The organism is Streptomyces sp. NPDC058401, from assembly GCF_042722885.1.
Taxonomy (GTDB): Bacteria; Actinomycetota; Actinomycetes; order Streptomycetales; family Streptomycetaceae; genus Streptomyces.
The window spans coordinates 1-24,248 of sequence record NZ_JBHXKA010000121.1; the positions used below are offsets into that span (position 1 = coordinate 1).

General features: G+C 72.5%; 21 protein-coding genes. 6 read left to right on the forward strand and 15 right to left on the reverse strand.

Translation table 11 applies throughout. The features are described 5' to 3' along the window. Window positions 1-49: 49 nt before the first annotated feature. Window positions 50-517, reverse strand: coding sequence for a YidB family protein (locus ACFWNV_RS31620; RefSeq protein ID WP_383953682.1), 468 nt, complete (start codon window positions 515-517; stop codon window positions 50-52). Between the two features lie 136 nt (window positions 518-653). On the opposite strand from ACFWNV_RS31620, the gene ACFWNV_RS31625 reads away from it, so the two are divergent. From ACFWNV_RS31625 to ACFWNV_RS31635, 3 genes are all read left to right on the forward strand, one after another. After that, window positions 654-995 carry a DUF952 domain-containing protein gene (locus ACFWNV_RS31625; protein WP_383953684.1) on the forward strand — a complete coding sequence of 114 codons (342 nt, stop codon included), beginning with the start codon at window positions 654-656 and terminating at the stop codon, window positions 993-995. 83 nt (window positions 996-1,078) lie between these two features. Next, the gene (locus tag ACFWNV_RS31630; RefSeq protein WP_383953685.1) at window positions 1,079-1,549 is read left to right on the forward strand and encodes a Rieske 2Fe-2S domain-containing protein; all 471 of its coding nucleotides are present in this window, start codon (window positions 1,079-1,081) and stop codon (window positions 1,547-1,549) included. 28 nt (window positions 1,550-1,577) lie between these two features. After that, window positions 1,578-2,315 (forward strand): DNA polymerase beta superfamily protein, encoded by a 738-nt coding sequence (locus tag ACFWNV_RS31635; RefSeq protein ID WP_383953687.1) that lies wholly within the window; start codon window positions 1,578-1,580, stop codon window positions 2,313-2,315. Here ACFWNV_RS31635 and ACFWNV_RS31640 read toward each other — a convergent pair. From ACFWNV_RS31640 to ACFWNV_RS31705, 14 genes are all read right to left on the reverse strand, one after another. Further along, window positions 2,312-3,070, reverse strand: a complete 759-nt coding sequence (locus ACFWNV_RS31640) for a DNA polymerase beta superfamily protein (RefSeq protein ID WP_383953689.1) — start codon at window positions 3,068-3,070, stop codon at window positions 2,312-2,314. The genes ACFWNV_RS31635 and ACFWNV_RS31640 overlap by 4 nt on opposite strands. Window positions 3,071-3,103: 33 nt before the next feature. After that, the gene (locus tag ACFWNV_RS31645) at window positions 3,104-4,159 is read right to left on the reverse strand and encodes an ADP-ribosylglycohydrolase family protein (RefSeq protein WP_383953691.1); all 1,056 of its coding nucleotides are present in this window, start codon (window positions 4,157-4,159) and stop codon (window positions 3,104-3,106) included. Beyond that, window positions 4,156-4,914 (reverse strand): NUDIX domain-containing protein, encoded by a 759-nt coding sequence (locus ACFWNV_RS31650; protein ID WP_383953693.1) that lies wholly within the window; start codon window positions 4,912-4,914, stop codon window positions 4,156-4,158. Before ACFWNV_RS31650 ends, ACFWNV_RS31645 begins: the two co-directional genes overlap by 4 nt. After that, on the reverse strand, window positions 4,911-6,077 hold the full coding sequence (locus ACFWNV_RS31655; RefSeq protein ID WP_383953695.1) for an AAA family ATPase: 1,167 nt from the start codon (window positions 6,075-6,077) through the stop codon (window positions 4,911-4,913). The genes ACFWNV_RS31650 and ACFWNV_RS31655 overlap by 4 nt, the downstream gene beginning before the upstream one ends. Further along, window positions 6,074-6,682 carry a nicotinamide riboside transporter PnuC gene (gene pnuC / locus ACFWNV_RS31660; protein WP_383953697.1) on the reverse strand — a complete coding sequence of 203 codons (609 nt, stop codon included), beginning with the start codon at window positions 6,680-6,682 and terminating at the stop codon, window positions 6,074-6,076. Before pnuC ends, ACFWNV_RS31655 begins: the two co-directional genes overlap by 4 nt. A gap of 122 nt (window positions 6,683-6,804) precedes the next feature. Further along, on the reverse strand, window positions 6,805-8,367 hold the full coding sequence (locus tag ACFWNV_RS31665; protein WP_383953699.1) for a pseudouridine synthase: 1,563 nt from the start codon (window positions 8,365-8,367) through the stop codon (window positions 6,805-6,807). After that, the gene (gene scpB, locus ACFWNV_RS31670) at window positions 8,367-8,999 is read right to left on the reverse strand and encodes an SMC-Scp complex subunit ScpB (RefSeq protein WP_383953701.1); all 633 of its coding nucleotides are present in this window, start codon (window positions 8,997-8,999) and stop codon (window positions 8,367-8,369) included. Before scpB ends, ACFWNV_RS31665 begins: the two co-directional genes overlap by 1 nt. Beyond that, window positions 8,996-10,039: a segregation and condensation protein A gene (locus ACFWNV_RS31675; protein ID WP_383953703.1), complete on the reverse strand. Its 1,044-nt coding sequence runs from the start codon at window positions 10,037-10,039 to the stop codon at window positions 8,996-8,998. The genes scpB and ACFWNV_RS31675 overlap by 4 nt, the downstream gene beginning before the upstream one ends. 279 nt (window positions 10,040-10,318) lie before the next feature. After that, on the reverse strand, window positions 10,319-10,807 hold the full coding sequence (locus ACFWNV_RS31680; protein WP_383953705.1) for a hypothetical protein: 489 nt from the start codon (window positions 10,805-10,807) through the stop codon (window positions 10,319-10,321). Then, window positions 10,792-11,952 (reverse strand): ParA family protein, encoded by a 1,161-nt coding sequence (locus ACFWNV_RS31685; RefSeq protein ID WP_383953707.1) that lies wholly within the window; start codon window positions 11,950-11,952, stop codon window positions 10,792-10,794. Before ACFWNV_RS31685 ends, ACFWNV_RS31680 begins: the two co-directional genes overlap by 16 nt. A gap of 326 nt (window positions 11,953-12,278) precedes the next feature. Next, the gene (ald, locus tag ACFWNV_RS31690; RefSeq protein WP_383953709.1) at window positions 12,279-13,394 is read right to left on the reverse strand and encodes an alanine dehydrogenase; all 1,116 of its coding nucleotides are present in this window, start codon (window positions 13,392-13,394) and stop codon (window positions 12,279-12,281) included. Window positions 13,395-13,546: 152 nt separating this feature from the next. Further along, the gene (locus ACFWNV_RS31695) at window positions 13,547-15,538 is read right to left on the reverse strand and encodes an AAA family ATPase (RefSeq protein WP_383953711.1); all 1,992 of its coding nucleotides are present in this window, start codon (window positions 15,536-15,538) and stop codon (window positions 13,547-13,549) included. Window positions 15,539-15,853: 315 nt separating this feature from the next. Further along, window positions 15,854-16,504: an NUDIX domain-containing protein gene (locus tag ACFWNV_RS31700; protein WP_383953713.1), complete on the reverse strand. Its 651-nt coding sequence runs from the start codon at window positions 16,502-16,504 to the stop codon at window positions 15,854-15,856. Between the two features lie 79 nt (window positions 16,505-16,583). Continuing rightward, window positions 16,584-18,227 (reverse strand): CTP synthase, encoded by a 1,644-nt coding sequence (locus ACFWNV_RS31705; RefSeq protein ID WP_383953715.1) that lies wholly within the window; start codon window positions 18,225-18,227, stop codon window positions 16,584-16,586. 516 nt (window positions 18,228-18,743) lie between these two features. Between ACFWNV_RS31705 and ACFWNV_RS31710 the strand changes: the two genes are divergently transcribed. The 3 genes from ACFWNV_RS31710 (at window position 18,744) to ACFWNV_RS31720 (ending at window position 23,828) form a co-directional block, all read left to right on the forward strand. Then, window positions 18,744-20,549, forward strand: a complete 1,806-nt coding sequence (locus tag ACFWNV_RS31710) for a glycoside hydrolase family 15 protein (RefSeq protein ID WP_383953717.1) — start codon at window positions 18,744-18,746, stop codon at window positions 20,547-20,549. Between the two features lie 60 nt (window positions 20,550-20,609). Further along, entirely contained in the window at window positions 20,610-21,992 is a 1,383-nt protein-coding gene (locus tag ACFWNV_RS31715) for an FAD-binding protein (RefSeq protein WP_383953719.1), read from the forward strand. Between the two features lie 207 nt (window positions 21,993-22,199). Next, window positions 22,200-23,828 carry a PucR family transcriptional regulator gene (locus ACFWNV_RS31720; protein ID WP_383953721.1) on the forward strand — a complete coding sequence of 543 codons (1,629 nt, stop codon included), beginning with the start codon at window positions 22,200-22,202 and terminating at the stop codon, window positions 23,826-23,828. Window positions 23,829-24,248 lie beyond the last annotated feature (420 nt).

Below are 24,248 nucleotides of genomic sequence, written 5' to 3' on the forward strand. Positions count from 1 at the left end.
CCCGTCCGCTGGGACGGGACGCCGGGCCCTCGGGAGCTCGGGGGCCCGCTCAGAGGTTCTGCTGCTTGATGATGTCCTCCAGCGAGCCGCTCGGGACCGAGCCCTCGGGGGTCAGCTTGTCGACTGCCTGCGGCAGGGCCTGCGCGATCTGGTGCGCGGCGTCCTCCGTGGAGACGCCCGCCTCCTGGGCGACCTTGGCCAGGGTCTCGTTCGGGAGGGCCTCGGCGATCTGCGCACCGCTGACCGGCTGGTTCTCGCCGGTGCCGACCCAGGACTGGGCCTGGTCCATCAGGCCCGACTTCTTCAGCATGTCCAGCAGCCCGCCGAGCGGGTTGTTCGCGGCGCCCGCGCCGGCGCCGGGCGCGGCTCCGGCCGCCTGGGCGCCGCCCGCACCGCCGCCGCCCATGAGGGCGCCGAGGAGGGAGCCGAGGATGTTGCCGCCGCCACCGCCGCCCTGTCCGCCGCTGCCGCCGCCGAGAAGGCCGCCGAGAAGAGAGCCGAGGTCGTTGCCCGCCATGGTGATGCCTTTCGAAGAGGGACCGGGCGCGCGGAAATCGGCGCACCCGGCTTCGAGATACGGACAATGTCACCCAACTCGGACACGTCTGCCACTTGGCGCAGAGCCGTGCACGGACTGCGGTAGAACGGGCGGCATGATCTTCCACCTCGTACCGCTCGCCGACTGGACCGCCGATCCGGCACGCCCGTACGCCCCGCCCTCCCTCGACTCCGAGGGGTTCGTGCACTGTTCGGCGGATCCGGAGACGGTGCTCGCGATCGCGGCCGCGCACTACGCGGCCGTACCGGGCACCCTGCTCGCCGTGGAGCTCGACGAGCGCGGCCTCGCCCCGGAGGTCCGCCGGGAGGGTGAAGCGGGCCTGCGCTACCCGCACGTCCACGGACCCCTGAACCGGGAGGCCGTGGTGCGCGTGTGGGAGGTGGTACGTGCCCCCGGCGGGCCGGCGGAACTCGTTCCGTGGCCCCCGGAGGGCTGAGTCAAGGCGTGGCGGGGTGTTGCTGAGGCCCGTCACGCGCCAGGATGCCTCTCGCCATCCCGGCGATCACCCGAGGAGAAGTCATGAGCGACCCCACCCGCGCCGCCCGGCGCACGGTACTGGCGGCCGGCGCGAGCGTCCTGGCCGGCGGCGTGCTGACCGCCTGCGGCAGCGGCGACGAGACGAAGCCCTCGTCCGAGGGCGGCAGCGCCCCCACCGCGCAGAACTCCGCGTCCGCCTCGTCCTCGGCTCCGGCCGGTAACGCCAAGGCCCTGGTCAAGTCCTCGGAGGTGCCGGTCGGCGGCGGCACGGTCCTCAAGGACGAGAAGCTGGTCGTCACGCAGCCGACGGCGGGCTCCTTCCGCTGCTTCACGGCGGTGTGCACGCACTCGGGCTGCCTGGTGAACAAGGTGGCGGACGGCACCATCGACTGCCCGTGCCACGGAAGCAAGTTCAACGACACGGACGGCGCGGTGGCCAAGGGCCCGGCCACCAAGCCGCTGGCGGAGAAGAAGATCACCGTCTCCCCTGCGGGCGAAATCTCGCTCGCCTAGCCGCGGGCCCCGGCACTAGCCTCGCCGAATGAACGAGGCCACCGCAGACACCGGGGACACCGGGGACGACCCGACCCCCGAGCCGCTCGAACTCACCCTGGTCAGGGACCACACGGTCTACTCCTGCGTGATCGGTTCGAGGGCGTTCGGCCTGGCGACGGAGGCGAGCGACACCGACCGGCGCGGTGTCTACCTCGCCCCGACGCCGCTGTTCTGGCGCTTCGAGAAGCCGCCGACGCACGTGGAGGGGCCCCGGGACGAGGAGTTCTCGTGGGAGCTGGAGCGCTTCTGCGAACTCGCGCTGCGCGCCAACCCGAACATCCTGGAGGTCCTCCACTCCCCCCTCGTGGAGGACCTCACCCCGGTCGGCGAGGAACTGCTCTCGCTCCGCGGCGCGTTCCTCTCCCGCCGGGCCCACACCACCTTCAGCAGGTACGCCGTCTCCCAGCGCGGCAAACTCCTCGGCGACCTCCGCAACCACGGCGCCCCGCGCTGGAAGCACGCCATGCACCTGCTGCGCCTGCTCCTGTCCTGCCGCGACCTGCTGCGCACGGGCCGCCTGGTGATCGACGCGACCCCCTACCGCGACCGCCTCCTCGCGGTCCGCCGCGGCGAACTCACCTGGGAGGAGGTCGACGCCTGGATGACCCTGCTGACCGAGGAATCCGAAGCCGCCCTCGCGACGACCCCCCTCCCCGAGGCCCCGGACCTCCCCCGCGTGGAGGAGTTCCTCCACCGCGCCCGCCGGGCGTCGGCGACCGGCTAGCCCGCCCGCCCTCGTACGACGAAGGCGTCGAGCGCTTCGAACGCGTCCGCGTGCTCCGGCAGCCGCGAAGCGCCCTGGGCCGCCTCCAGGACCTCGTGCAGGGCCTCGAAGTCCCGTTCCACCAGCCCCGCATCGATGCCGAAGGCCACCCCGTGCTCCGCCGCGGCCTTGGCCTCGATCAGCCCGGCCAGGTACCCCGGAGCCTCGGGCACCTCGTCGAGCAGGGTCGGCAGGTGTGCCTGCACCTCGGCCGAGCGCATCAGGTGGATGCCCGTGAGCAGCGCCCTGAAGGTGTAGAGCAGCGGTTTGAGTTCGGCCGTCTTGCAGAAGAGCCGCCACTGCGTGTTCGCGAAGCCCCGGTAGTGGTGGGCGTGGTGCGAGGTCAGGACGCCGGGGGCCAGGGAGACCAGCTCCTCGTGCGCCGCAGTCGTGTGCACCACCAGGGGGGACAGCAGCTGCTCCAGGACGTAGCCGTTGCGGTTGAGCATGAGCCGGACGAACTTGCGCAGGTCGTGGGTGACCAGGTCCATCTCGATGCCGTCCCGGAACCACATCCGGCTGCGCGTCTCCTCCGGGTCGCGGAGCGAGAACAGGTCCGCCGCCGGCAGCAGGTGCGCCCCGCGCAGGTCGACGTCGGAGTCCTCGGAGGGGAATCCGTACAGGTGGGCGCCCGAGACCGTCGCGAAGAGCAGCGGGTCCGGCTGCTCCGCGACGACGGCGGCCAGATCCGCGTCCACGGCATCCATCGCGTTCATGGCGTTCCTCGCGTTCCTCGCGTTCGGCATCGTTCACGCGTCCCAGAGGGCGCCGAAGGACAGGAGTTCCGCGCGGTACTCGATGCGGCCCTCCCACTCGCGGGGCCAGGCGTCCGCGCCGAGGTGGGCGCCGGCGAAGGCGCCGGCCAGGCAGGCGATGGAGTCGGAGTCGCCCGCCGTGCAGGCCGCGCGGCGCAGGGCCAGGAGCGGTTCCTCCGGGAAGAGCAGGAAGCACTGCAGGGCCGTGGCCAGCGCCTCCTCGGCGATCCAGCCGTCGCCCGTCGTCAGGCAGGGGTCCGTCTCCGGGGACGGGGTGCGCAGGGCCGCGGCGAGGCGGTCCAGGACCTCCAGGCACTCGTCCCAGCCGCGCGCCATGAAGGATTCGGCCGAGGGGTCGCTGGCCGTCCGCGTCCAGAGGTCGCCGAGCCAGCGCTCGTGGTAGCGGGTGCGGTTCTCCAGGGCGTACGAGCGCAGCTGCCCGACCAGGCCGGTCACCTCCGTGCCCTGCGCCAGCAGGAACACCGCCCGCGCCGTGAGGTCGGAGGCGGCCAGTGCCGTCGGGTGGCCGTGCGTCAGGGCCGACTGGAGCTGGGCCGCGCCGGCCCGCTCCTCCGGCGTCCAGCCGGGCACCAGCCCGACCGGAGCCACCCGCATGTTCGCTCCGCAGCCCTTGGAGCCGAGCTGGCTGGCGTCGCGCCAGTCCCGCTCGGGGTGGTTGAGGAGGCTGCAGGCCTTCAGGCAGGTGCGGCCCGGGGCCCGGTTGTTCTCCGGGGAGTGGTACCAGTCCACGAACTCCTCCCGGACCGGGCGGGCGAGGCGCAGCGGGCCGACCCGGCCGCGGTCCGCCGCGGTCCGTATGCCCCGGGCGAGGGCCAGGGTCATCTGGGTGTCGTCCGTGACGATCGCCGGCCGGGGCAGGTCCATCTGCCGCCACGGGCCGGTCTTCGCCAGGATCCGGGGCACGTCGTTGAACTCCGTCGGGAAGCCGAGGGCGTCGCCCAGGGCCAGTCCGATCAGGGAGCCCGTCGCGGCCCGCTTCGCGTGCGCCGGGTTCGTCTGGTTCGTCGGGTTCGTCGGCGTCGTCGTCATCGTGTGTGTCCTTCCGAGGGGCGCAGCAGGGGCGGGTGCAGGGTGGTCGCGGGTCCGGGCCGGTAGAGCGCGGCCGGTTTGCCCCGGCCGCCGGTGAGCCGGGCGGCTCCGGGCACGGCCTCGACGAAGCCGGGCGTGGCCAGGACCTTGCGGCGGAAGTTGGGGCGGTCCAGGGAGGTGTCCCAGACGGTCTCGTAGACGGCCTGGAGCTCGCCGAGGGTGAACTCGGGCGGGCAGAAGGCGGTGGCGAGGCAGCTGTACTCCAGCTTCGAGCCCACGCGGGAGCGGGCGTCCGCGAGGATCTCGGCGTGGTCGAAGGCCAGTCCGAAGGCGGGGTCGGAGGCCTCCCCCACCGGTACCCAGCGGGCGCGGTCCGCGTCCCCGCCGCCCCCGGCCACCGGTTCCGGCAGATCGGGGACGAGGGCGGTGAAGGCCACCGAGACCACCCGCATGCGGGGGTCGCGGTCCGGTTCGCTGTAGGTGCGCAGCTGGTCCAGGTGGAGGGCGCCGACCAGCTGCGCCGACAGCCCGGTCTCCTCGGCGAGTTCACGCCGGGCCGCCGTCTCGGCGGACTCCCGTGGCAGCAGGAAGCCGCCGGGGAGCGCCCAGGCGCCCGCGTACGGTTCCTGCGCGCGCCGGATCAGCAGGACGTGCAGGGTCCCTGCGCGCACGGTGAAGACGGCGAGGTCCACGGTCACCGCGAAGGGTGCGAAGGCGTGCGGGTCGTACCCGTGCCCGGGTCCGGTGTCACTCATCGGCTCCGCTCCCCCGCCGGCTTCCCCACCGGCTCCCCGGACGACTTCCCCACCCGCACCTGCTTCCCCACCCGCACCGGCTCCGCCACCCGTTCCGGCAGCGGATCGGCGAACTGCCAGCCTTCCGCCAGGAGTCCGTCGACGGCCGCCACCGCCGCCGCCAGCCGCGTCGCGCGGTCCCCGCGGACCACGAGGAAGCGCTTGCCGGTCCGTTCCAGTTCCGCCAGGAACCGCCCGGTCATCCACGGCCGGAGCTCCTCCCCGTCGCGCAGCCCGTCGTCCTCGAAGGGCACGTCCGCGTGGTCGGTGAGCAGGTAGAGGTCCCGCCGTGTGGTGGCGGCGATCCGTTCGACCTCCGCGCTGCGCGCGCCCGTGTACCGCTCGTGCCAGATGCCGGTGGCGAAGGAGTCGGTGTCGCAGAAGAGCACCGGTGATCCCAGCCGGGCCGCCCGCTCCTCCTCCGCGTCCTGCCGCCGTGCGATCACCGGGAACTCCGCCGGGGCGAAGCTCACCTGCGCCCAGGTCGCCGCCGGGTCCGCCGCGCGGGCGGCCGCGAGCCGCTCCTCGCTGTACTGCCGGCCGTACTCCGCCACCCAGCCCGTTTTCGCCCACACCCCGCCGCGCCCGCGCCAGTGCTCGGCCAGGGCCCGCGACAGCGTGGTCGTGCCGGTGGACTCGGCGCCCAGTACGACGATCCGCCGGGTCAGCGCCGCCCGTACGGCGGGTCCCAGGAACTCCCAGTTCCGCACGGGGTCGGCCCGTACGGCCGTGCCGGACACCGGGAACAGGGTGCGGTCCGGGTCCACGCAGACCTCCTCGGCTCCGAACCGCCGCGCGAGCTCGGCCCCGTAGGCCTCGGAGGTGAAGACGGCGTCGACCCGGCGGCCCACCGCGCGCCGGAAGATCGCCATGTGCGCCTCCCAGACGGCCGGGTCGTGGAGGTCGACCGGGATGTCGTCCACGGCGCCGACCACCTCGGCCCCCGGGTGCGCCTCGCGCATCCAGGCGACCCGGTCGGCGAGCGGTACGGACTCCACCGAGGCGGCGCAGACCAGTACGGTCAGCCGCTCGCACTGGTCCTGGGCGGTGCGCACCAGGTGGTGGTGACCGGCGTGCGGCGGATAGAACTTGCCGAGGACCAGGCCGTGGCCGTGGCGCTTCACGCCGTCACCGCCGTCACCGCCGGCGCCTCGCGGGCCGGGAGCGCCCGGCGCCAGCCGAGCAGTCCGGCGACGCACAGGGCGAGGAAGGCGGCGTAGAGCAGGGACGTCAGGTAGAGCCCCTTGTAGGCGTACAGCGGGATGTAGACGAGGTCGGCGGCGATCCACAGCCACCAGGACTCGACGAGCTTGCGGCACTGGCCGTACGTGGCCGCGAGCGAGAGCCCGGTCGTGAGGGCGTCCCAGAACGGGACGGTGGAGTCGGTGACCCGGCTCAGCAGCAGGGTCAGTACGAGCACCCCCGCCGCTCCCGCCGCGGCCAGCACGGTCCACTCGGCGGCCGTGGTGCGGCGCACCGGCAGGGCCGTGGTGGTGCCCGGGCCGCCGCCGTGGGTCCAGGACCACCAGCCGTACGCGGCGAGGGAGATGAAGACGATCTGCAGCCCGGCGTCGGCGTAGAGGCCGGCCTGGGCGAAGAGCACGATGAAGAACACGTTGTTGGCGATGCCGATCGGCCAGTTGGCGATGTGCTGCCGGGCCACCAGCCAGACGCACACGGCCCCCGTGACGAACCCGAGGATCTCGGTCCAGCTCGTCTGCCATCCCATGACGCCCCCCATCCCTTTATAGTCAGGTTGACTATAAACAGGTCCCGGGGGCGGGCACAACCAAAAAACCCGCGGCGCCCGAAGGCACCGCGGGTTCTGGAGGGCCGGTGGGGCCCGGGGTCCTACAGACCGACCTCGCGCATGAGCATGCCGACCTCGGTGTTGGTCAGGCGGCGCAGCCAGCCGGACTTCTGGTCACCGAGCTCGATCGGGCCGAAGGAGGTCCGCACGAGCTTCTCGACCGGGAAGCCGGCCTCGGACAGCATGCGGCGGACGATGTGCTTGCGGCCCTCGTGGAGGGTCACCTCGACCAGGTAGTTCTTGCCGAGCTGGTCGACGACGCGGAAGTGGTCGGCGCGGGCGTAGCCGTCCTCCAGCTCGATGCCGTCCTTGAGGCGCTTGCCGATGTCGCGCGGCAGCGGGCCCGTGATGGCGGCGACGTAGGTCTTCTTCACGCCGTACTTCGGGTGCGTGAGGCGGTGGGCCAGCTCACCGTGGTTGGTGAGCAGGATGATGCCCTCGGTCTCCGTGTCGAGCCGGCCGACGTGGAAGAGACGCGTCTCACGGTTGGTGACGTAGTCGCCGAGGCACTGGCGGCCGTCCGGGTCCTCCATGGTGGAGACGACGCCGGCCGGCTTGTTCAGCGCGAAGAACAGGTACGACTGGGTGGCGACGGTCAGGCCGTCCACCTTGATCTCGTCCGAGGGCTTCACGCGCTTGCCCTGCTCCAGGACGATCTCGCCGTTGACCTCGACGCGCGCCTGCTCGATGAGCTCCTCGCACGCACGGCGCGAGCCCATGCCGGCACGGGCGAGCACCTTCTGCAGACGCTCACCCTCCTCCTCGGCGCCCGGGAAGGTCTTCGGGGTCTTGATCACGGGCTTGTCGGCGTACCGGTCGCGCACGCGCTCCTCGATCCGCGCCTCCAGCTCGCGCGGCTTGGACTGGCCGCTGCGGGAGCCGGGGCCGATGCGGGGACCGCCGGCGCCACCGATGCCGGGGGTACGGGAGACCTTCGGGCCGCCCTTGGCGCCACCACGGGCCGCCGCGCCGCGGGCACCGCCACCGCGGTTTCCGTCGGCCGCGCCACGGGCACCGCCGCCGCCCGCCTTGGCACCGCCGCGGCCGTTGCGCTCGCCCTCGGGGCCCACGTCGTAGCGACGCTCCTCGGGGCGGGGGTTGCGGATGCGGGGGGCCTGCTCACGGTCGCGGTCGGAGCCGCCGCCCTGGTAGCCACCGGCGGAGCCGCCACCCTGGTAGCCGCCGCCGGAGGAGCCGCCGCGCGAGCCGCCACCCTGGTAGCCGCCGCCCGAGCTGCCGCCACGGGAGCCACCGCCGGAGCCGCCCTGGTAGCCACCACCGGAGGAGCCACCGCGGGAACCGCCGCCCGAGCCACCCTGGTAACCGCCGCCCGAGCTGCCGCCACGGGAGCCACCGCCCGAGCCACCCTGGTAACCGCCGCCCGAGGAGCCGCCGCGGGAGCCACCGCCCGAGCCACCCTGGTAGCCACCGCCCGAGGAGCCGCCGCGGGAGCCACCGCCCGAGCCGCTGCCGCCGCCGGAGCCGCCACCGCGGTAGCCACCACCGCCGCCGGAGCCGCCGCGGGGGGCGCTACCACGCCCGCCGCCACCGCCGCCGCCGCTGTTCCTGTTGCCGCCACCGTTGCCGTTGCCGCTGCTTCGCATCAAAGTTCCGTCGTCTTGTCGTCTTCATCGGTATCCGGAGAGTCCGGATCGAACGACGGAACACCCTCTTGCGTCTCGGCTTCGATCGCGTCCGCCTCGGGGAGGAAGGGCGCGAGCTCCGGGAGCTCGTCCAGGCCACGCAGGCCCATCCGCTCCAGAAAGTAGTTCGTCGTCCTGTACAGGATCGCACCTGTTTCGGGTTCCGTCCCCGCCTCCTCCACCAGACCCCGCTGGAGGAGGGTGCGCATGACCCCGTCGCAGTTGACTCCGCGGACCGCCGAGACCCGCGACCGGCTGACCGGCTGGCGGTACGCGACGACGGCCATGGTCTCCAGCGCCGCCTGGGTGAGACGGGCCTGCTGGCCGTCCAGGACGAAGGCCTCCACGGCCGGCGCGCAGTCCGCCCGGCTGTAGAACCGCCAGCCCCCGGCGACCAGCCGCAATTCGAATCCGCGGCCCTGCACCTCGTACTCGTCCGCCAGCTCGCGCAGCGCCTGCGCGACCTCGCGGGGCGTCCGCTCCAGCACCTTGGCCAGGTGCGCCTCGGTCGCCGGCTCGTCCACGACCATGAGGACGGCCTCCAGGGCCGGCTTCAGCGCCGGCCCGGCCACGGGGGTCGCCACGTCACTCATTCCCTGACCTCCACGATCTGATCGAACTCGTCCGTCACCGTCGGCATGCCGTCCCCGTCCCCGCCGCTCCAGCGCACCGTGAGCGTCTCCAGGGCCTCTTCCTGGTCCAGGACCACCGCCTTCTCCCGGTAGAGCTCCAGGAGGGCCAGGAAGCGCGCCACGACGGTGAGGGTGTCCTCGGCGTCCTCGGTCAGCTCCTGGAAGGTGGCCTCGCCCCTGGCCTTGAGCAGCGCCACGACCAGCCCGGCCTGCTCCCGCACGCTCACGAGGGGCGCGTGGATGTGGTCCACGTACACCTGCGGCTTCGCCCGGGGCTGCATGGCCTTGACCGCGAGCTTCGCCAGCCCCTCGCCGCCGATGCTGATGACCACCTCGGGGAGCAGCTCGGCGAGGCCGGGCTCCAGCCCGACGGTGCGCGGGTAGCGCCTGCCCTCGGTCTCGGCCCGGTCCTGGAAGATCTCGGCGATCCGCTTGTACGCGCGGTACTGCAGCAGCCGGGCGAAGAGCAGGTCCCGGGCCTCCAGCAGCGCGAGGTCCGCCTCGTCCTCGACCTCGGCGACGGGCAGCAGCCGGGCCGCCTTCAGGTCGAGCAGGGTGGCGGCGACGACGAGGAACTCCGTCGTCTGGTCGAGGTCCCAGTCAGGCCCCATGGCACGGATGTGCGCCATGAACTCGTTGGTCACCTCCGACAGCGCGACCTCGGTGACGTCCATCTTGTGCCGGGAGATCAGCTGGAGCAGCAGGTCGAAGGGGCCCTCGAAGTTCACGAGCCGCACGGTGAACCGCCCGTCCCCGACCGGCTCCGCCGTGGTCTCCGCTTCGGCAGCGGCCTCCCGAGGGGCCTCAGGGGCCGCTACGGGAGCCGGTACGGCCGCCTCGGCCACCGGAGCCGCCCCGGCCTCCCCGGGCCCCTCAGGGCCGCCTGGGCCCTGCGGAGCCGCCCCGGCCCCGGCCGGAGCCCCTGGGGCCGGTACGGAAGCACCCGGGCCGCGGCCCAGCGAGCGGCGGGGCGGGAGACCGGGTTCGGCAGGAGAGGGCATCGCGTTCCAGAGTGGTGCGGAGAAAACATCTGACCGGGCCACGGCCCAGCCCCCAACCCTCCCACGCACCACCCCGAGGAACAGCTCAAGCCGTCCGGCGTCTTCCAGCCGTCCGGCGTTTGAGGACCGGGTCCGGGCAGAGCCCGGGGAACGGGCGAAGGGCGGGTAGGGGAACCCCACCCCCGCGCCGCCGGCGCGGCAACGGCCTCCGGCCCCGCCCGCGGGGCCCCGCACCGCACGGGGGCGGCGACCCGCCAACCCGCCCAAGCCCCGCAGGGCTCAGCGCCCCCGCAGCCGCCGCACGAGAATGCTCGCGTCACCGCGGGACTCCAGATCGGCCAGCACCACGGCGACGGCCTCCCGCACGATCCGACCGCGGTCGACCGCCAGCCCGTGCTCCCCGCGCAGCACCAGCCGCGCGTGTTCCAGGTCCATGAGCTCCTCCGCGGAGACGTAGACCGTGATCTTCTCGTCGTGCCGTTCGCGCCCGCTGGGCCGCCGGTTCGCACCCCGGCCCTGCCCCTTGCCCCGACCGGGGGTGGGGGCGGGGACGGCGTTACCGGAACCTTCCTGCGGACGCCGCTGCGGACCGACGCCCGGCTCCGTACCGGCCTCAGCCTCCCGGCTGCGACCCTCCCCCGCCGTGCCCTCCGCCGCCGACGCGGCGTGCTCGACTCCCCGCGACGACGGCGAGGACGACGTCAGCGCCATCCCCCCGGTCGTACGGAACAGTTCGTCGGCTCCGGGCAGACTCACTCGGCGGGACACCGGGCGAGCACCTCCCTGGCCAGCTGGCGGTAGGCGGCGGCACCCACGGAGTTGGACGCGTACGTGGTGATCGGCTCGCCGGCGACCGTGGTCTCCGGGAACCGCACCGTGCGGCCGATGACCGTGTGGTAGACGTGGTCGTCGAAGGCCTCGACGACGCGCGCCAGCACCTCACGGCTGTGCACCGTACGGGAGTCGTACATCGTGGCGAGGATGCCGTCGAGCTCCAGCTCCGGATTGAGCCGCTCCTGCACCTTCTCGATGGTCTCGGTCAGCAGCGCCACCCCGCGCAGCGCGAAGAACTCGCACTCCAGCGGGACGATGACCTTGTGAGCCGCCGTCAGGGCGTTCACGGTCAGCAGACCGAGCGAGGGCTGACAGTCGATCACGATGTAGTCGTAGTCGGGCAGCAGGGGCTTGAGGGCCCGCTGCAGCGTCGACTCGCGTGCGACCTCGCTGACCAACTGCACTTCGGCGGCGGACAGGTCGATGTTGCTCGGCAGCAGGTCCATGTTGGGGACCGCCGTCTTCAGCAGCACCTCGTCGGCCGACATGCCCCGCTCCATGAGCAGGTTGTAGACCGTCAGGTCGAGTTCCATCGGGTTGACCCCGAGGCCGACCGACAGCGCGCCCTGCGGGTCGAAGTCGACGAGCAGCACCCGGCGCCCGTACTCCGCGAGCGCCGCACCCAGGTTGATGGTCGACGTGGTCTTGCCCACGCCGCCCTTCTGGTTGCACATCGCGATGATCGTCGCCGGACCGTGGTCGGTCAGCGGTCCCGGGATCGGGAAGTACGGCAGCGGCCTTCCGGTCGGGCCGATCCGCTCACGGCGCTGACGGGCAGCGTCGGGGGCGAGAGTGGCCGCGTACTCGGGGTCGGGCTCGTACTCCGCGTCGGGGTCGTAGAAATGCCCCTCGGGCACCTGTTCGTAGTCGGCGAAACCCACGGGCTTGTCGCCGCTCAGGTCGCCGGCCCTGGAGTTCACGTCTAGGCCGTCCATGCTCTTTTGGGGCGTCGTCATGTGCTGGTGGTTTGCGAAGGTGCGGACCGCTACCGATCCCACGGCTTCGATTCCGGCAGGACCCTGGCCCCGCGCGGGCCCTCCTGCTCGACCACCTCCAGGAGCAAATGTCGACTCATTCACAAGTCGTCTTACCTCCTCGGACGTGACCAGGACACTTATCGATAGGTCAGCGTGGCACCATGCCGACGGTTGGCGACTCTATGGCGTGTCACCACTCAGCGGCAACACAATCCGCCGGACCCGCCGCGATGTGTCGGCAACCGAACACCACTCTGTCAAGGGCGTACGAGCTGTCGCCGGGAAGTTTCGCGGGTGTGCGAAAGGGTTAAAGGGTTACGTTCGAGGCGAGTTGAGCGGCCTCTCGCACTACCCCTCGAACGCCTCCGGCCGGACCTCGCGAGCAAGGTCCGGCCGGATACGTGAGATTGACGTCAGTCGTTGACGACTTAGCCGAGCAGCGTGCTCAGCTCGAGGGTCTCGAGACCGTGGGCCTCGGCGACCTCACGGTAAACGACCTGGCCGTCATGGGTGTTGAGGCCCAGCGCGAGCGCCGGGTCACGACGCAGCGCCTCGACCCAGCCGAGGTTCGCGAGCTGCACGATGTAGGGCAGCGTGGCGTTGGTCAGGGCGTAGGTGGAGGTGTTCGGCACCGCACCCGGCATGTTGGCGACGCAGTAGAAGACCGAGTTGTGGACCTGGAAGGTCGGCTCGGCGTGGGTGGTCGCGCGGGAGTCCTCGAAGCAGCCGCCCTGGTCGATCGCAATGTCGACAAGGACACTTCCGGGCTTCATCTTGGCGACGAGCTCGTTGGTGACCAGCTTCGGGGCCTTCGCACCCGGGATCAGCACCGCGCCGATGACGAGGTCGGCCTCGACGACGGCCTTCTCCAGCTCGAACGCGTTGGAGACGATCGTCTTGATCTTCGTGCCGAAGATCTTGTCGGCCTCGCGGAGCTTGTTGATGTCGCGGTCCAGCAGGGTCACGTGGAAGCCCATGCCGACGGCGATCTGCACGGCGTTCCAGCCGGAGACTCCGCCGCCGATGACCACGCACTCACCGGCGTGGGTGCCGGGGACGCCGCCGGGGAGCACACCGCGGCCGCCGACCGAGCGCATCAGGTGGTAGGCGCCGACCTGCGGGGCCAGACGGCCCGCGACCTCGGACATCGGGGCGAGCAGCGGGAGGGCGCGGTTCGCCGTCTCGACCGTCTCGTACGCGATGGCGGTGGTGCCGGACTCGAGCAGGGCGTCCGTGCACTCACGGGAGGCCGCGAGGTGCAGGTAGGTGAAGAGGGTCTGGTCCTTGCGGAGGCGGTGGTACTCCTCCGCGATGGGCTCCTTGACCTTCAGCAGCAGGTCGGCGGTCGCCCAGACCTCGTCGGCGGTGCCGAGGATCTCGGCACCGGCCGAAACGTACTCCGCGTCCGTGATCGAGGAACCCACACCGGCGTTCTGCTCGATGAAGACCTGGTGGCCGCCCCGGACCAGCTCATGCACGCCGGCAGGCGTGATGGCGACCCGGAACTCGTTGTTCTTGACCTCGCGGGGGATGCCGACCTTCATCGTGGCTCACGGTCCTTGGCTCAGGGGATTTTTCGGGCTACTTCAATACAAACCCGTCCACAAGAACGCGCAACGGGATGCACCAGAGGATGACCTGGTGAAGCCAGTCTAATGAAGGATGAGCGGCTGTCTAGCCTTGCAAACGAATAATCTCAGTCGGAAACGCTGCGGATTTCGCAGGCTGCGGGGTCATCTCCCAGCAATCTGTCGGCCGCGGACCTGTGCAGCCTGGCAGCCGCGGGATCCCCGAGCCGGTCCAGCGTGTCCGCCAGCCGCACCTGGAGCGCGGCCTGAAGCCGCAGGTCCCCGGCCTTCCGCGCGAGCTCCACCGCCTCCCGGCAGGTGTGCAGCGATTCCTCGGGCCGTCCCGCGTACTCCTGGATCCGCGCCATCTCGCTCAACGCCTTTGCCTGGCCCGGGACATCGGCGAGCTTCCGGTAGCCGGCCGAGGCCGCCCGCCAGCTCCGCAGCGCGTCCCCGTACCGGCCCGCGTACGTGTGCACGTTCCCCAGCCGTCCGTACAGCCGCGCCTCGTCCGCGCGCTCCCCCCGCGCGAGGGCGTGGGACAGGGCCCGGCCGAACCAGTCGGAGGCCCGGTGCCAGTCCCCCAGCTCCTGGTGCGCGCCGCCTACGGATTCCATCGCGCGGCCCGACGCGTACGGGTCCTTCGCCGCCTTTCCCGCGGCCAGCGCGGCCCGGTACCGGTCCAGCGCCTCCCGGGTCCGGCCGGTCTCCGCGTCCAGATCGGCCAGGTTCAGCAGTGCGGCGGCCTGCTCCCGGTGCAGATCGCGCCGCTCGGCCACGTCCAGCACGAGCTGGTGCAGCCCGTAGAGCTCCGGCGCGGCCCCGGCGGTCCCGCGGTGCTCCGACAGGGCCCCCGCCAGCGCCGCTACGAACCTGCGCGCCAGGGTGTCCAGCTCCCCGTCGGCCACGGCCAGCGAAGCCGCGGCCAGCAGGGCGGGCAGCCGGGTGTCCAGCCAGGTCTCCGCCGCCCGCCGGTCGGCGAAGCGCAGCGCGCGCGGCACCCCGTCGAGCTTCTCCGGCGCCCCGACGGCCCCGCCGGGCCCGTCGCCCCCGTCCTCGTCCGGCTCCGCCATGGCCCGGCAGGAGAGCAGCAGCCGTACGGTGCGCTCCAGCATCCTGGCCCGCGCGAGCTGGACCTCCGCGGGCCGCTCCTTGGCCTCCAGCAGGGCCTGGAGCAGCGGCGCGAGGCAGCCGGGCAGCAGGTACAGCCCGTCGTGTGCGGACCGGAGCAGGCCCAGCGCGGCGAAGTCCTCCAGGGTCGCCTGCGCGGCGGCCACGGAGCACCCGGCCAGCGCGGAGGCGACGTGGGAGTCGACGAGCCCCGCCGGAGCAAGCGGAAGCAGCCGCAGGGTCCGCTGGGCGGGCTGCGGGAGGGATTCGTAGACGAGCCTGAAGGCCTTGGCGAGCGGACCGCCTACACCGGCGGGCATATCGTGCAGCTGCTTGCCCACGTCGGCCACGGAGGCCTTGGGGCGGGCGGCGAGCCAGCCGCCCGCGAGGGCGAGCGCGGCGGGCTGGCCGCCGCACTCCTCGGCGAGGGATTCGGCCGCGCGCGGGTCGTTGGCCACGCGGATGTCTCCGATGCGCTGGACGAGCATGCGGACGGCCGAGGGGGTGTCGAGGCCGCCGAGGGTGCAGGGGCGGACATCCGGAATCCCGGTCAGGGGGCCCTCCGCCGTGACGACCACCAGGCACTCGGGGGTGTCCGGCAGCAGGGCGTCGACCTGGTGCGGATCGGAGGCGTCGTCGACGAGCAGCACCATGCGGCGGCCCGCCAGGGCCGTGCGCAGGGCGGAGCTGAGGTCGTCCTCGCCGGCCCCGGGCGGGGTCGGCTGCCCGAGCCCCTCCAGGAGGGTGCGGACCGCACGCTCCGTGGCCACGCCCTCGCCCGTGGGGGCGGTGAGCCGGACCTTCAGCACCCCGTCGGGATAGTCCTCGGCGATCTCGCGCACCAGCGCCTCGGCGAGGGCGGTCCGGCCGGAGCCGGGGCGCCCGGCGACGAGGAGCACCCGCGCCCGCGGGGACTTGGCCTTCCGGCCGGAGAGGGTGTCGAGCCCGGTTCGCGCGATGTCCTCGCGGAGCTCCTTGAGCTCACGCCGCCGCCCGACGAAATCCGTCACGGATCCGCTCCTCTCGCTGCCTTCGGATTGCGAGCGTAGTTCACGCAGAGCGACGGACAGGGTGGAGCGCGGCGGACAAATCGCCCGATCGGATCAGCGGATGGGCACATTTACCTCCTACTTCACGCACCCCTCGCACCGCGGCGCCGCCCAGCCCCTCCGGCGTTTGAGGAGCAGGGGTCCGGGGACTGGTCCCCGGCAACGGCGCCGCACACGGCAAGGGTCCGGGCGCAGCCCGGGGAACGGGCGAAGGGCGGGTGGGGGACTCCGCCCCGCGCAGCGGGATGCGCGCAGCCGGGCACGGCCCCGCCAGGGCTACGCCTCGTACGGCCGGGCCTGCCAGGGGGCGTCCGCCGGCCGGAGGGAGGCGAGGGCCGGGTCGGTGGCGAGGGCCGCCGTGAGGGCCAGGGCTCCCGTGACGAGCCCGGGGTTGCCCAGCGAGCCCGCCAGAACACCCCGCACCAGCGAAGCCAGCGGCACCCACGCCACCTCCATGTCCGCCTCCTCCGACCCGGACTCCGAATAGCGCTCGCCGTCCGCCTCGGAGACCCCCCGCGCGAGGAAGATCCGGGTGGCCTCGTCGGAGCCGCCGGGGGACGCGTAGAAGTCGGCCAGCACCCGCCAGTCCTCGGCCTTGACGTGCGCCTCCTCGTACAGCTCGCGCTGCGCCCCGTGCAGCGGGTTCTCCCCCACGACGTCCAGGAGCCCCGCCGGGAGCTCCCACAGCCGCCGCCGCACCGGGTGGCGGTACTGGCTCAGCACCAGCACCCGTCCCGCGTCGTCCAGGGCCAGCACGCACACCGACCCGGGGTGAACCTGGTAGTCGCGGCGGGCCACGGACCCGTCCGGCATCCGCACCTCGTCGGAGGCCACCGCCGTCTTCGCGCCCTGGAAGGGCCGCTGGGTCGACACCGTCTCCCAGGACTCCGACGTGTCCTCGATCTCCTTGATCTCCATGCCCGACATGCCCCGAAGCCCTCCACAACGCGCGACAGCCGGGGTACGGATCTCCGTACCCCGGCTGCCTACGTTATGTGCCGTACGACTACTTCGCGGCCGCGGCCTGCTGCCGCTCCACGGCCGCCTTGACCAGACCCGCGAACAGCGGGTGCGGGCGCGTCGGGCGCGAGCGCAGCTCCGGGTGGGCCTGGGTGGCCACCAGGTAGGGGTGGACCTCGCGCGGGTACTCGACGTACTCGACGAGCTTGTTGTCCGGGGAAGTGCCGGAGAAGACCAGACCGGCCTTCTTCTCCAGCTCGCCGCGGTAGGCGTTGTTGACCTCGTAGCGGTGGCGGTGGCGCTCGTCCACGTACGCCTGGTCGCCGTAGACCTCGCGCACGATGGAGCCCTCGGCGAGCTTCGCCGGGTACATGCCCAGGCGCATGGTGCCGCCCAGGTCGCCCGCGCCCTCGACGAAGGCCAGCTGCTCCTCCATCGTGGAGATCACCGGGTTCGGGGTGGAGGCGTCGAACTCGGTGGAGTTCGCGTCCTCGATGCCCGCCAGGTTGCGCGCGGCCTCGATGACCACGCACTGCAGGCCCAGGCACAGGCCGAGCAGCGGGATCTTGTTCTCGCGGGCGTAGGTGATCGCGCCGACCTTGCCGTTGACGCCGCGGTCGCCGAAGCCGCCGGGCACGCAGATCGCGTCCACGTCGCCGAGCACCTCGGCGGCGCCCGCCGGGGTCTTGCAGTCGTCCGAGGTGACCCACTTGATCTCGACGCGGGCCTTGTTGGCGAAACCGCCGGCGCGCAGCGCCTCGGTCACCGACAGGTAGGCGTCGGGCAGGTCGATGTACTTGCCGACGAGCGCGACCTTGACCTCGTGGTCGGGGTTGTGGACGCGGTCCAGCAGGTCTTCCCAGACCGTCCAGTCCACGTCGCGGAACGGCAGGTCGAGCTTGCGCACGACGTACGCGTCGAGGCCCTCGGTGTGCAGCACCTTGGGGATGTCGTAGATCGACTTGGCGTCGATCGCGGCGACCACGGCGGCCTCGTCGACGTCGCACATCAGCGAGATCTTGCGCTTGATGGAGGTCGGGACCTCGCGGTCGGCGCGCAGCACGATGGCGTCGGGCTGGATGCCGATGTTGCGCAGCGCCGCGACGGAGTGCTGGGTCGGCTTGGTCTTCAGCTCGCCGGAGGGGCCGATGTAGGGCAGCAGCGAGATGTGCACGACGAAGACGTTGTCGCGGCCGACCTCGTGGCGGACCTGGCGGACGGTCTCCAGGAACGGCAGCGACTCGATGTCGCCGACGGTGCCGCCGACCTCGGTGATGACTACGTCGACGTCGTCGGTCGCCATGCGGCGGATGCGGTGCTTGATCTCGTTGGTGATGTGCGGGATGACCTGCACGGTGTCACCGAGGTACTCGCCGCGCCGCTCCTTGGCGATGACCTGCGAGTAGACCTGGCCGGTGGTGACGTTGGCCGAGCCGTCGAGGTCGACGTCGAGGAAGCGCTCGTAGTGACCGATGTCCAGGTCGGTCTCGGCGCCGTCGTTGGTGACGAACACCTCGCCGTGCTGGAACGGGTTCATCGTGCCGGGGTCGACGTTGAGGTACGGGTCGAGCTTCTGCATCGTGACCCGAAGACCGCGCGCCTTCAGCAGCGCACCCAGGCTGGAGGCGGTCAGGCCCTTGCCGAGGGAGGAAGCGACACCCCCGGTGACGAAGATGTGCTTGGTCGTCATGGCTGTGCTGTTCCGAAAAGCAGCGGGCGGCTTCGCCAAGAGGGGGCTCCCGTGGGTCGCGAGGTGAGGTGCGTCCGGCGCCGGCCACCATCGAACCGGAGGGTCTCAGGGGGCGCCGAAGCTGCGGTTTCGGGGCTCCTGATTCGCACAGGCAGACCACCGGTCCACGGGATACCAGCCTATCAGCGCCCGGGCCGGTCCGCCTCCGGCCACGCGGCCGGGGCCTCCCCGCGGCCTCCCCGGGGGCCCTCGCGCGGTCCGTCACCCCGGCAACGCAGCCGCTCACCCGTTCGGCCGAACCCCATTGTCCTCAAGCTGACGGGGATCACTAGGGTGCCGTCTTGTCCTGCTCGGATCTCGATCACATCCCCGCCGAGCGGCCCCGCGAACGGCGTAACCCGTCCGGTTCCGGAATCATGGGCTGGACGCGGCGATCCACATCACCGGAGAATCCGCGGCATCGCGCAATGCAAGCGCCCTTCGGGGCGGACGTGGCTGTTCGACTGGAGATGCAACGTGTCCGGGCGCATCGAGGATTACGCACTGATCGGCGACATGCAGACTGCGGCATTGGTCTGCCGGGACGGGGCGGTGGACTGGCTGTGCCTGCCACGCTTCGATTCCCATGCCGTCTTCGCGAGCATTCTCGGCACCGAGGAACACGGGTTCTGGCGGATCGGCCCGGCGTTCCCGGCCGGCGCCGAGGCCCCGCGTGCCACCCGGCGCCGCTACCGAGGTGACTCGCTGGTCCTGGAGTCCGAGTGGGACACCCCGCGCGGAACGGTCCGTGTGATCGACTTCATGCCGCCCCGCGAGGACCACGCACCGCAGCTCATCCGCATCGTGGAGGGCATCAGCGGGCGCGTCCCCATGCGCTCCGCGCTGCGCATGCGCTTCAGCTACGGCCGGGTCGTGCCCTGGGTGCGCCGGGTCGACGACCGGACCGTGGCCGTCGCGGGCCCCGATTCGGTCTGGCTGGACACCGAGGTGCAGACCTACGGCAAGGACCTGACCACGTACTCCGACTTCACCGTCGGGCCGGGCGACCGGAAGGCGTTCTGCATCAGCTGGCAGCCCTCGCACAAGGAGCCGCCGCAGCCCCCGGAGGCCGAGGAGGCCCTGGAGGCCACCACCGAGTTCTGGCGGGACTGGGTCGAGCAGTGCACGTACCACGGGCCCTACCGGGAGGCGGTGATCCGCTCCCTGATCACCCTCAAGGCGCTCACGTACGCCCCCACGGGCGGGATCGTCGCCGCGCCGACCACCTCCCTCCCGGAGGAGATCGGCGGCAGCCGCAACTGGGACTACCGCTACACCTGGCTGCGCGACGCCGCCATCACCCTGTCCTCGCTGCTGCGCACCGGCTACCGCGAGGAGGCCTCCGCCTGGCGGGACTGGCTGCTGCGCGCGGTGGCCGGCGACCCGGAGAACCTGCAGATCATGTACGGGATCGCCGGTGAGCGCGAGCTCGGCGAGACCGAGCTCGACTGGCTGCCGGGCTACGAGAACTCCGGCCCGGTCCGGGTCGGCAACGGCGCCGCCGGCCAGCTCCAGCTCGACGTGTACGGCGAGGTCACCGAGGCCCTGCACCTGGGCCACATGACGGGCCTGGCGCGCAACGACTACGCCTCCCTGCTCCAGCTCAAGCTGATCCGCTACCTGGAGACCAACTGGGACCAGCCCGACGAGGGCATCTGGGAGGTGCGCGGTCCGCGCCGGCACTTCGTGCACTCGAAGGTGATGGCGTGGGTGGCCGTGGACCGCACGATCAGGCTGATCGAGAGCGGTGACGCGGACGGTCCGCTGGAGCGGTGGCGGGAGATGCGCGACGAGATCCACCAGGACGTCTGCGAGAAGGGCTACGACAAGGAACGGAACACCTTCACGCAGTCCTACGGGTCGAAGGAGCTGGACGCCTCCCTCCTGCTGATCCCGCAGATGGGCTTCCTGCCGCCGGACGACAAGCGGGTGATCGGCACGATCGAGGCGATCCAGCGCGAGCTGTCGACCCCAGACGGCTTCATCCTGCGCTACCCGACCTCGGGCGAGGAAGCGGGCGTGGACGGTCTGGAGGGCGACGAGGGAGCCTTCCTGGCGTGCTCGTTCTGGATGGCGGACGACCTGGCGATGATCGGCCGGGTCGACGAGGCCCGCCGCCTCTTCGAGAAGCTGCTGGCGCTCCGCAACGACCTGGGGCTGCTGGCGGAGGAATGGGATCCCAAGCTCCAGCGCCAGGTGGGCAACTTCCCGCAGGCCTTCAGCCACGTCCCCCTGATCGACACGGCCCTGCGGCTGACGGCGAGCGGGGCGTACGGCGGCTGACTAACCTGGAGGGGTCGCAGGCCTTTCCGCGCCTTCCGCATCTCCCGGAAGGGGGTAGCCATGGCTCCCCTCTCGAAGGCGGGCACGGCGCTCGCCGAGCTCCGCGAGGACCTGTCCGGCGCCGTCCTGGTTCCGGAGGATCCGGGGTACGACGGGGCCCGAGCCGTCCACAACGGGATGATCGACCGCCGGCCGGCCGTCATCGCGCAGTGCGAGAGCTCGGTGGACGTGGTGACCGCCGTGCGCTTCGCACGGCGGCTCGACCTGCCGGTCGCGGTGCGCGGCGGCGGCCACAGCGTGGCCGGGATGTCCCTGAACGACGGCGGCCTGGTCGTGGACCTGCGCCGGATGCAGGGGGTGACGGTGCACCCCGGGGCCTCGGCCGTCCGCGTCGAGGGCGGTGCCACGATGAGCGCCCTGGACCGGGCCTGCGAGCCGTACGGGCTGGCGACCACCGGCGGGCGCGTCTCCACCACCGGGGTCGGCGGTTTCGTGCTCGGCGGCGGCACCGGATGGCTGGACCGCCGGTTCGGCCTGGCGGTGGACAACCTCCTCGCGGTGGACCTGGTCACGGCCGACGGGGAGCTGGTGACGGCGACCGAGGAGGACCATCCCGAGCTGTTCTGGGGGCTGCACGGCGGCGGCGGGAACTTCGGCGTGGCGACCTCGCTGACCCTGCGGCTGCACGAACTGCCGGCGATGTCCGTCGCGTTGCTGCTGTACCTCCCCGAGCACGGGCCCGAGATGGTCCGTACGTACCGGGACCTCATGCAGGACGGGCCGCGCGAGGCCGGCGGCGGCGCCATCTACCTGACCGGCCCGCCCGAGGAGTTCGTCCCGCCGCACCTGGTCGGCCGGCTGCTGGCCGGCGCGCTGGTCACCTACGCGGGGCCCGAGGAGCAGCTGCGCAGGCTCGTCGCCCCGCTGCTGGCGCTCCCGCACGAGGCGGAGCTGCTGACCACCATCCCCTACGCGGACCTCCAGTGCATGATGGACGATCCGCCGGGCCTGCGGAACCACTGGTCGGCGGAGTACCTGACGGGCGCGCCCGACGCGTTCGTGGACGTGTTCTGCGCCCGCGCGGACTCCATGCCGGTGCCCAGCGGCACCCAGCACGTGATGTGGCCGCAGGGCGGCGCCATCGCCGAGGGCCCGGCCGGCTACCCGGTGCCGTTCCGCGACGCGCCCTGGGCGGTGCACCCCTTCGGCGCCTGGGAGGACCCGGCCGACGACGACCGCTGCCGCCAGTGGGTCAAGGACGTCCGCGCCGACGTCCAGCCCTGGAGCACCGGCGCGGTCTACCTCAACTTCACCGGCGACGAGGGCGGGGACCGGGTGGTGGCCGGCCTCGGATCCGAGAACATGCGGCGGCTGGGCCGGCTGAAGCGGGAGTACGACCCGGACAACGTCTTCCGCTTCAACCACAACATCGCGCCCGCCTGAGGCTCAGGTCAGGGCCGTGATCACCCCGCTCCCCCTCGGTGGCCCCGCCTTCCGCGCCCTCGCCCCGGGTGACGTACGCCACAATCGGCAGGCGGTCCGATAATCTCCTTTCGGAGGCGACGAGTTGTCGGGCCGGACGGGGGTAGATCGGACCCCGTAACCGCTCGGTGATGTGCACGGAACAACAGCCCCGGTAGCGTCCGCCATATGGACAATCAGGGCGGCATCACGGTTCAGCGGGCACTGGAGCTGCCGGGACTGCGCAGCGGACTCCCCGAGGTGGTGGCCTGCGCCGACCGGCTCGGCCGGACGGTGCGCTGGGTGCACGCCGGCGAGGTCCCCAACATCGCCTCCCTGCTCAAGGGCGGCGAGCTGCTGCTGACCACCGGCCTCGGCCTCGGCACCCGCCCCGCCGAGCAGCGCGCCTTCGTACGCCGCCTCGCCGACCGCGGCATCGCCGCGCTGGTCGTCGAGCTGGGCCCCCGCTTCACCCGGCTCCCGGCGACCCTGGTGGAGACCGCCCGCGCGGTCGGACTCCCCCTCGTCCAGCTGCACCGGGAGGTCCCCTTCGTCACCGTCACGGAGGAGGTCCACACCGAGATCGTGAACGGGCACTACGCACTGCTCCAGCGGGCCGAGGAGGTCCACCGGCGCTGCACGGAAGCCCTGCTCGACGGCGGCGGCATCCCCCAAGTGCTCCACATCCTGGCGGACTTCACGGCGAACCCGGTCTTCATGGAAACCCCCGACGGCCAGTTGCTGTACGCGGCGGGCCCGGGCACCGGCGAGGCCGCCGCCGACCCGCTCCAGGTCTGGGAGGGCCTACGCGGCCAGCGCCCGGCGGAGCCCTCCGGCAACGCCGTCGTCGTCGACGTCCCCGGCGGCGGCCGCGGCACGGGCTCGGTGCGGGCCCGGCTGGTCCTGCTCGGCGTATCGGCGCCACTGCTGCCCGTGCACCGGATGGCGGCCGAGCGGACGGCCGGCGTACTGGCCGTCGTCCTGATGCAGGCCCGGCAGGAGGACGAGCTCGCGGCGCGCGGCCGCGGCGACTTCCTCACCGACCTCGCCGAAGGACGGATCTCGGCGGAGGACGCCCCCGCCCAGGCCCGCGTCCTGGGCTTCAAGCCGGGCCCCGGCCCGCTCCTGCCCATCGTCATGCGGCTCTCCTCGGACCTGGCCCCCTCCGGCAACTGGGCGGTCCTGGCCCGGGCCGTCCTGGAGGAACTCGCCTCCGTCGGCGTCCCGGTCCTCCTCGGCGTCCGCCCGGTGGAAGGCCGCGTCCCCCTCCTGGTCAACCTCCGCTCCGACGCCGAGCGCACGACCGTCGCCGAGCGGGTCGCGGTGGCCCTGCGCACCGGCGTGGAGCGGGCCGGCCTCGACCGTGCGGGGGCCGCGCCCGCGGTGGTCGTCGGCGTCTGCGGCGGCTGGGCGACCGTCTCGGCCGGCCTGCGCCACGCCGCCGAGACGGCCACCGCCGCGCACGGACTCCCCGCCCGCCCCTGGTACGACGCCCGCCGCCTGGACATCGACCTGCTCCTGTGGCGGCTGCGCGAACACCCCGACCTGGCGGCCTTCGTGGACCGCGCGATCGGCGCCCTGCGCGTGCACGACACGGTCTCCCGGCCGCCCCTGCTCCCCACCCTGGAGACCTACCTGGCCCACGCGGGCCGCAAGGCGGAGACCGCACGCGAGCTCCACCTGAACCGCCAGACCCTCTACAACCGCCTGGCCCGCATCTCGGAGCTCCTGGGCGCGGACCTGGACGACCCGGAAACGGTCCTCTCCCTGAGCCTGGCCCTCAGAGCCCGCCGCCACGCCACACCTTCGCCTTCTTAACGCCCCGCTCGCACCGCTGCGCGGGGCACCTTCCTGACGCACCCCTCGCACCGCTGCGCGGGCTTCTGGCTGCTGCACCGGACTCCGTCCGGCGGTGGCCGGTCGGCGTGCTCGCCACCGCCGTCCCGGCGTGGGCCCGGCGGGCGGGTGCGGCTGGTTCGGCCCTGCGGGGCAAAGTCCCCTACCCACCCTTCCACCGTTCCCCGGTCCAGCCCGGACCCGGTCCTCAAACGCCGGACGGGCTGCGAGCGGGGTCCCGGGCTGCGCCCGGACCCCCTGGGGCTCCGCCCCAGACCCCGGTCCTCAAACGCCGGACGACTGGATTGGCTGCGGCAGGGGCGGGGACGGGGGCGGGGTGGGGTGTTGGCCTGGACGTAGAGCGTGATTTGTGGCGCTAAAGGAAGCCAAAACTGTCGAACG

Bases quoted from the DNA above. Each gene is read 5' to 3' on its own strand.
- ACFWNV_RS31620 (WP_383953682.1), bottom strand. From the start codon at position 517: ATGGCGGGCAACGACCTCGGCTCTCTTCTCGGCGGCCTTCTCGGCGGC.
- ACFWNV_RS31625 (WP_383953684.1), top strand. From the start codon at position 654: ATGATCTTCCACCTCGTACCGCTCGCCGACTGGACCGCCGATCCGGCA.
- ACFWNV_RS31630 (WP_383953685.1), top strand. From the start codon at position 1,079: ATGAGCGACCCCACCCGCGCCGCCCGGCGCACGGTACTGGCGGCCGGC.
- ACFWNV_RS31635 (WP_383953687.1), top strand. From the start codon at position 1,578: ATGAACGAGGCCACCGCAGACACCGGGGACACCGGGGACGACCCGACC.
- ACFWNV_RS31640 (WP_383953689.1), bottom strand. From the start codon at position 3,070: ATGAACGCGATGGATGCCGTGGACGCGGATCTGGCCGCCGTCGTCGCG.
- ACFWNV_RS31645 (WP_383953691.1), bottom strand. From the start codon at position 4,159: ATGACGACGACGCCGACGAACCCGACGAACCAGACGAACCCGGCGCAC.
- ACFWNV_RS31650 (WP_383953693.1), bottom strand. From the start codon at position 4,914: ATGAGTGACACCGGACCCGGGCACGGGTACGACCCGCACGCCTTCGCA.
- pnuC (WP_383953697.1), bottom strand. From the start codon at position 6,682: ATGGGATGGCAGACGAGCTGGACCGAGATCCTCGGGTTCGTCACGGGG.
- ACFWNV_RS31665 (WP_383953699.1), bottom strand. From the start codon at position 8,367: ATGCGAAGCAGCGGCAACGGCAACGGTGGCGGCAACAGGAACAGCGGC.
- scpB (WP_383953701.1), bottom strand. From the start codon at position 8,999: ATGAGTGACGTGGCGACCCCCGTGGCCGGGCCGGCGCTGAAGCCGGCC.
- ACFWNV_RS31675 (WP_383953703.1), bottom strand. From the start codon at position 10,039: ATGCCCTCTCCTGCCGAACCCGGTCTCCCGCCCCGCCGCTCGCTGGGC.
- ald (WP_383953709.1), bottom strand. From the start codon at position 13,394: ATGAAGGTCGGCATCCCCCGCGAGGTCAAGAACAACGAGTTCCGGGTC.
- ACFWNV_RS31700 (WP_383953713.1), bottom strand. From the start codon at position 16,504: ATGTCGGGCATGGAGATCAAGGAGATCGAGGACACGTCGGAGTCCTGG.
- ACFWNV_RS31705 (WP_383953715.1), bottom strand. From the start codon at position 18,227: ATGACGACCAAGCACATCTTCGTCACCGGGGGTGTCGCTTCCTCCCTC.
- ACFWNV_RS31715 (WP_383953719.1), top strand. From the start codon at position 20,610: ATGGCTCCCCTCTCGAAGGCGGGCACGGCGCTCGCCGAGCTCCGCGAG.
- ACFWNV_RS31720 (WP_383953721.1), top strand. From the start codon at position 22,200: ATGGACAATCAGGGCGGCATCACGGTTCAGCGGGCACTGGAGCTGCCG.